A 5831-nucleotide genomic window follows, 5' to 3' on the forward strand; every position below is an offset into this window, starting at 1 on the left:
GAATTTGACTGGCTGGATGAGCGCAATGCCCGCCGTATCGCGGAAGCCTATGGCAGCCATGCTCGCCTCTGGCTGCACGAGGAGCGCGGTCAGCACTTTGGCGCCGGTTTGTACGAGTCGGAAGTGCGTTATCTGATGAGCCGCGAGTGGGCCCATTCGATGGAAGACATACTGTGGCGCCGCAGCAAGCTGGGGCTGCGCCTGTCCGATACCGAGCAGCTGCAACTGCACGTCTGGCTGGAGCAACACCAGCACGCCCTGCTCAAGGCCAGCTGATTGATGAAGGACGGGCGGCCCCTTGGCCGCCCGCCGTTAAACTGCAATAAACCTCTGTTATAACAATAACCTACATCCAATACACAATAACAAAGAGCACCGCGCATGAAAAAACTCTCTCTCTCCCTGATCGCCCTTGGCCTGGGGGGCGCCCTTGCATTGCCTGCACTGGCTGCCGATGAAGGTAAAATCGTGATTGCCCACCGTGGCGCGTCCGGCTATCTGCCCGAGCATACCCTGGAGTCCAAGGCGCTGGCCTATGGCATGGGGGCCGACTATCTGGAGCAGGATCTGGTGATGACCAAGGATGACCAGCTGGTGGTGATGCACGATCACTTCCTCGATGGCATCACGGACGTGGCCGAGCGTTTCCCCGGTCGGGTCCGTCCGGACGGACGCTACTATGTGGTGGACTTCACCCTGGACGAGGTGCGCTCCTTGCGCATGACGGAGCCGTTCCAGCTGGTGGATGGTAAGCAGGTGCCCGTTTATCCGGCCCGCTTCCCGCTGTGGAAGTCCAGCTTCAAGATCCACACCTTCCAAGAAGAGATAGAGATGATCCAGGGGCTCAACAAGAGCACTGGCAAGCACATTGGCATCTACCCGGAGATCAAGGCCCCCTGGCTGTTTCGCCACGAAGGCAAAGATATCTCCAAGGCGGTGCTGAACGTACTCAAGGAGTACGGCTACACAGGGAAGGATGACAAGGTCTACCTGCAGAGCTTCGATGCCGACGAGCTCAAGCGCATCAACAGCGAGCTGATGCCGGCCATGGGCATGGACTTGAAACTGGTGCAGCTGATGGCCGAGACCGATTGGAACGAGACCATGGTCTATGACGCCAAGGGCAAGGCAACCCCTTATGACTATGACTGGATGTTCAAGCCGGGCGCCATGAAGACCATCGCCAGCTATGCCGAAGGGATAGGCCCCTGGAAGCCGATGATAGTCACAGAGCCGGGCATCCTGGGCAAACCTGTGTTTACCCATATGGTGAAAGAGGCTCATGCCGCCGGTCTCAAGGTGCATCCTTATACCTTCCGTCAGGATGAAGGCCAGATCCCGGCCTATGCCAAGGACTTCAGTGATCTGCTCAACATCTTCCTCTATCAGGCCGATGTTGACGGGGTGTTCAGCGACTTCCCGGACAAGGCGGTCGAAGTCATCAAGGCACACGGCAAACCATAACTGCAGAGCAAGACGCGAACGCAAGCGGGGCCAGGTGCCCCGCTTTTTTATAACATGGAGGCAAGCGCTGGGGTGGGATGGTGGTTGAGCAGCGCTGACAGTCGCATTGGGGTGTAACTGTAAGTTTACGATTTTTGGCGGTTCAGGGACTTTTTATCCGCGACTTTCTGGCTGTTTAGGTCACCAACCTGGTCGTTTATCCACCTATTAGGCAGTTTAACCGCTAGTTTCACTTGATTGTTTGTTTTTCCTTGGTAAGGTGAGGGCGGTTGCGTAACAATGTGCTGACTTGTGTAAACAAAAAGATACGATCAGTGCGATTGGCTTAAAAACGGTAGAGAGAATGAGATCATGCAAAGAGACCCCCTGAACAACATCCATATCCAGTCCGAACAAGTGATGATCACGCCTGCCCAGCTCAAGGAGAAGCTACCCATCTCCGACCAGGCGCTGGCATTCGTGCAAGGGGCCCGCACCACCATCGCCGACATCATCCACCGCCGTGATCACCGCCTGCTGGTGATCTGTGGTCCCTGCTCCATTCACGACATGGACGCCGCCAAAGAGTACGCAACCAGACTCAAAGCGCTGCATGACGCTTATCAGGACTCTCTCTACATTGTCATGCGGGTCTACTTTGAGAAGCCACGCACCACGGTCGGCTGGAAAGGGTTTATCAACGATCCGAATCTGGATGGCACCTTCGATGTGGAGCTGGGGCTGCACCGGGCCCGCGAGCTGCTCTGCTGGCTGGCGGAGCTGGAATTGCCGCTGGCGACCGAGGCACTCGACCCCATCAGCCCGCAATACCTGGCGGAGCTCTTCTCCTGGTCAGCTATTGGCGCCCGTACCACCGAATCCCAGACTCACAGGGAGATGGCATCCGGCCTCTCCATGCCGGTGGGCTTCAAGAACGGCACCGACGGCAACCTGGGTACCGCCATCAATGCGCTGCAGGCGGCCTCCAGCCCCCACGCCTTCATGGGGATCAACCAGCAGGGTCAGGTCGCCTTGCTGCAGACCCAGGGCAACCCGGATGGTCACGTGATCCTGCGCGGCGGCAAACATCCCAACTATGACTCGGTCAATGTGTCGCTGGCAGAAGAGGCGTTGGAGAAAGCGGGCCTGCTGCCCGGTCTGGTGGTGGATTGCAGCCACGGCAACTCCAGCAAGGATCACCGTTTGCAGCCCAAGGTGGCCGACAACGTGATCCACCAGATCCAGGAGGGCAACCGCTCCATCATCGGGGTGATGCTCGAATCCCACCTGTTCGAGGGCAACCAGTCCAGCGAGCAGCCCAAGCAGCAGATGCGCTATGGGGTCTCCATCACCGATGCCTGCATCGACTGGGACACCACAGCGACCCTGCTAGCCCGCTGCCACAACCAGCTGGTTGAACCTCTCAAGGGCAGAACTGCACGGTAAGCCGTGGTATCTTGTCGTAACCTATTGAACAATCTGGGTATCACCGTACGTGGTATCACGCCGCTCACGCCGTGATACCTTGTTGCCTCTTGAATTTCAGGGCGCCGCTGCCCGCGGCGCCGGCAGGGACTGGATATGGCTGAAGAGTTGAATGCCCTCAGGGACAAAATCGATGTGGTGGACAGGCAGCTGATCGATCTGCTGGCCGCCCGTCTGGCGCTGGTGGGGGAAGTGGGTGAGGTAAAGAGCCGCCACGGCCTGCCCATCTATGCACCGGACAGGGAGGCAAGCATGCTGGCTCGCCGCCGCGCCGAGGCCGAACTGCTGGGAGTGCCCGGCGATCTCATTGAGGATGTGCTGCGCCGGGTGATGCGCGAATCTTATATCCTCGAATCGGCCAGCGAAAAAGATAACCACTTCAAATGCATGAAGCCGGATCTTGGCAAGGTGGTCATCATCGGCGGCCAGGGCCAGCTGGGCCGGCTGTTCGGTCACATGTTCGGCCTCTCCGGCTACCGGGTCGAGACCCTCGAACAAGCAGATTGGCCAAGGGCTGACGCCATCCTGGCCGATGCCGGTCTGGTGATGGTGGCGGTGCCCATCGATATCACCTGTCAGATCATCGACCGACTCGGCAACTTGCCCGTCGATTGCTTGCTGGTGGATGTCACCAGCGTCAAGAGTGAGCCGCTTGCCCATATGTTGGCGGTACACCAAGGGCCCGTGCTGGGGCTGCACCCCATGTTCGGACCGGATGTGGCCAGCCTCGCCAAGCAGGTGATCGTGTGCTGTCAGGGCCGTGACGCGGCCGCCAGTCAGTGGTTGCTGGATCAGATGACCATTTGGGGCGCCCGCTTGCAGCAGGTGGAAGCCAAGGCTCACGATGAGGCCATGACTCTCATTCAGGCGCTGCGCCACTTCGCCACCTTTGCCTACGGTTGGCACCTCTCGCAAGAGAGTGCCAATCTGGATCGCCTGCTGAGCCTGAGCTCCCCCATCTACCGGCTGGAGCTGGCCATGGTGGGGCGGCTGTTCGCTCAGGACCCGGAACTCTATGCCGACATCATATTGTCGTCACCGCAGAATCTGGCGATGATCCGCCGCTACTACCAGAACTTTGGCGAGGTGCTGGGGCTGCTGGAGCGGGGGGACAGGGCCGGATTTATCGACGCCTTCTCACAGGTCTCCGGTTTCTTCGGCGAACACGCCGACCAGTTCCTGCGCGAGAGCCGCATGTTGCTGGCTCAGGCCAACGACCGCCGCCAGCACGGCTGATGCGATTGCACATAAGCATCATAGAGAAGGGGCCTATTCGGCCCCTTTTCTGTCTGTGTTATCCGCCCTGAGGTTATTCAGGCTGAGGTAGGCGCAGATCGGCGCCATCCCAACCGAGCGGCAGGGTCAGCAGCTGATCGATAAGCTCCCGGCGATCGGATTTCTCCAGATAGGCGAGGTAGAGCGGACGGCTCAGTGGCTGGCCTCCCTCCACCAGATGCAGCAGTCCCTGCTCCAGGAAGGGGCTCACCATCCGCCGTGGCAGATAGGCGGCACCGCCATTGGCCAGCACGAACTGCAGCGCCATGCTGGCGGAGCTCGAGTGCAGCACGGGTGTCTTTTGCAGGCTCTGCAAGCGGCTGGGTTGCGGCTCGAAGCTAGTGCCCCAGTCGAGTTGAATGTGGGGAATCTGCATCAGGCTGTCGGCGCTGGCGGCACCATCCCGGCTCACCAGTTCGAACACCAGCTCACCGATGGGGTGCAGGGCAATCTCGTCAATCTTGGTTGGCTCGGAGAGCAGGGCCAAGTCGAGGGAGCGCTCCAGCAACTGGCGGCACAGGTGCTCGCGCGAGGCGGTTTCGAGCCGCACGGCGAGGCCGGGAGCCAGCGCATAGACGTGATTGAGCCAGTCGTTGAAATCGAGCTCCCAGAACACGGCGGGCGCGCCTATGGCGAGTTGTTGACTGAAACCGGGGGAGAGCGCTACGTCCTGCTTGGCCCGACCCAGGGTATGCAAGATAGCATCTGCATAGGGCAGCAGACGTTCACCGGACGCGGTCAGGCGGATGTTGTTGCGATGACGGGCAAACAGACTGACCCCGAGTTGCTGCTCGAGCTGGCGGATCCGAAAGCTCACCGCCGACTGGGTCAGGTAGAGATTCTCAGCAGCCCGGCCAAAGTGTCGGGTCTTGCTGACCTCGATAAAGGTCCGAAGCAGTTCGGTATCCATTAATCGATGGACTCGTCGCTGCCGCCGCCACTGCCATTGCCACCTTCAAATCCACCGCCACCGGTTTCCTCGTTGGCGCCACCCGCGACTGTGCACAGACGATGCACGCGCTTGGGACCTATCACCTTCAGATATTTGAACCACACCTTGGCATGGGGATTGCTGCCGGCAGAGCCAGATTTGATTTGTTCGAGAAAGGCGCTTTCTATGTCATCGCGCGGCGTCAGGTTGCCCTGATAGAGCGCCAGCATGGCGGTGCCGTATTTTTCCAGACTGTCCGCTTCGGCCACAGTGAATTCGCCACTGCGACGCAGGCCACGGGGAAAATGTTTGAAGTCGTTGAAACGCTTGTCGGATTCGAAGCTCATAGTGCTCTTTTTCTGGTTAGTTTGACCTTTGCGGGCAAGTATCATCAGGCTGTCGCAGAGTGCAAAATCAATTTTTTCACTATATGGATAAATTTCTTTAATCGAAAGTGATTTATCCATGATCCAACGGGCATTCAGGGGAAGCAGAAGCAAAAAAGTGAGAAAAAAAGCGGAGTTATGTCAGGTTCTATAAAGGTTTGGCGGGTAGGTAGACGATTTTTTGGTTAAAAATAAAGCGCCGTTTGGCGCTCTATTTTGCATCATTCATGAACCAACGTAGGAAATTTGGTCTCGATAGATGCTTACTCTATCATGGCTGGCTGGGCCAGGTTGTCGGCACGCCACAGACG

At 58.5% G+C, this 5831-nt stretch carries 6 protein-coding genes; 4 read left to right on the forward strand and 2 right to left on the reverse strand.

What is annotated here, in order from left to right; all coding sequences use genetic code 11:
- From AAC083_RS22865 to tyrA, 4 genes are all read left to right on the forward strand, one after another.
- Positions 1-276: glycerol-3-phosphate dehydrogenase C-terminal domain-containing protein (locus tag AAC083_RS22865; protein WP_308811039.1), on the forward strand; the 276-nt coding region annotated here is incomplete at its 5' end.
- Positions 277-381: 105 nt separating this feature from the next.
- Positions 382-1464, forward strand: coding sequence for a glycerophosphodiester phosphodiesterase (gene glpQ / locus AAC083_RS03170; RefSeq protein ID WP_042034523.1), 1083 nt, complete (start codon positions 382-384; stop codon positions 1462-1464).
- A gap of 351 nt (positions 1465-1815) precedes the next feature.
- The gene (locus tag AAC083_RS03175) at positions 1816-2889 is read left to right on the forward strand and encodes a 3-deoxy-7-phosphoheptulonate synthase (RefSeq protein WP_042034522.1); all 1074 of its coding nucleotides are present in this window, start codon (positions 1816-1818) and stop codon (positions 2887-2889) included.
- A gap of 135 nt (positions 2890-3024) precedes the next feature.
- A complete protein-coding gene (tyrA, locus tag AAC083_RS03180) occupies positions 3025-4164 on the forward strand; it encodes a bifunctional chorismate mutase/prephenate dehydrogenase (RefSeq protein ID WP_108537981.1) in 1140 nt (379 codons plus the stop codon).
- 73 nt (positions 4165-4237) lie between these two features.
- Here tyrA and hdfR read toward each other — a convergent pair whose 3' ends face one another.
- On the reverse strand, positions 4238-5113 hold the full coding sequence (gene hdfR, locus AAC083_RS03185) for an HTH-type transcriptional regulator HdfR (RefSeq protein WP_108537982.1): 876 nt from the start codon (positions 5111-5113) through the stop codon (positions 4238-4240).
- Positions 5113-5481, reverse strand: a complete 369-nt coding sequence (locus tag AAC083_RS03190; RefSeq protein WP_042034519.1) for a DUF413 domain-containing protein — start codon at positions 5479-5481, stop codon at positions 5113-5115. The genes hdfR and AAC083_RS03190 overlap by 1 nt, the downstream gene beginning before the upstream one ends.
- Positions 5482-5831: the final 350 nt, after the last annotated feature.

The organism is Aeromonas sp. HMWF014 (assembly GCF_963878295.1).
In the GTDB taxonomy this organism is placed as follows: domain Bacteria; phylum Pseudomonadota; class Gammaproteobacteria; order Enterobacterales; family Aeromonadaceae; genus Aeromonas; species Aeromonas popoffii.

Coding starts and splice junctions, on each gene's coding strand:
- glpQ (WP_042034523.1), top strand. CDS start 382: ATGAAAAAACTCTCTCTCTCCCTGATCGCCCTTGGCCTGGGGGGCGCC.
- AAC083_RS03175 (WP_042034522.1), top strand. CDS start 1,816: ATGCAAAGAGACCCCCTGAACAACATCCATATCCAGTCCGAACAAGTG.
- tyrA (WP_108537981.1), top strand. CDS start 3,025: ATGGCTGAAGAGTTGAATGCCCTCAGGGACAAAATCGATGTGGTGGAC.
- hdfR (WP_108537982.1), bottom strand. CDS start 5,113: ATGGATACCGAACTGCTTCGGACCTTTATCGAGGTCAGCAAGACCCGA.
- AAC083_RS03190 (WP_042034519.1), bottom strand. CDS start 5,481: ATGAGCTTCGAATCCGACAAGCGTTTCAACGACTTCAAACATTTTCCC.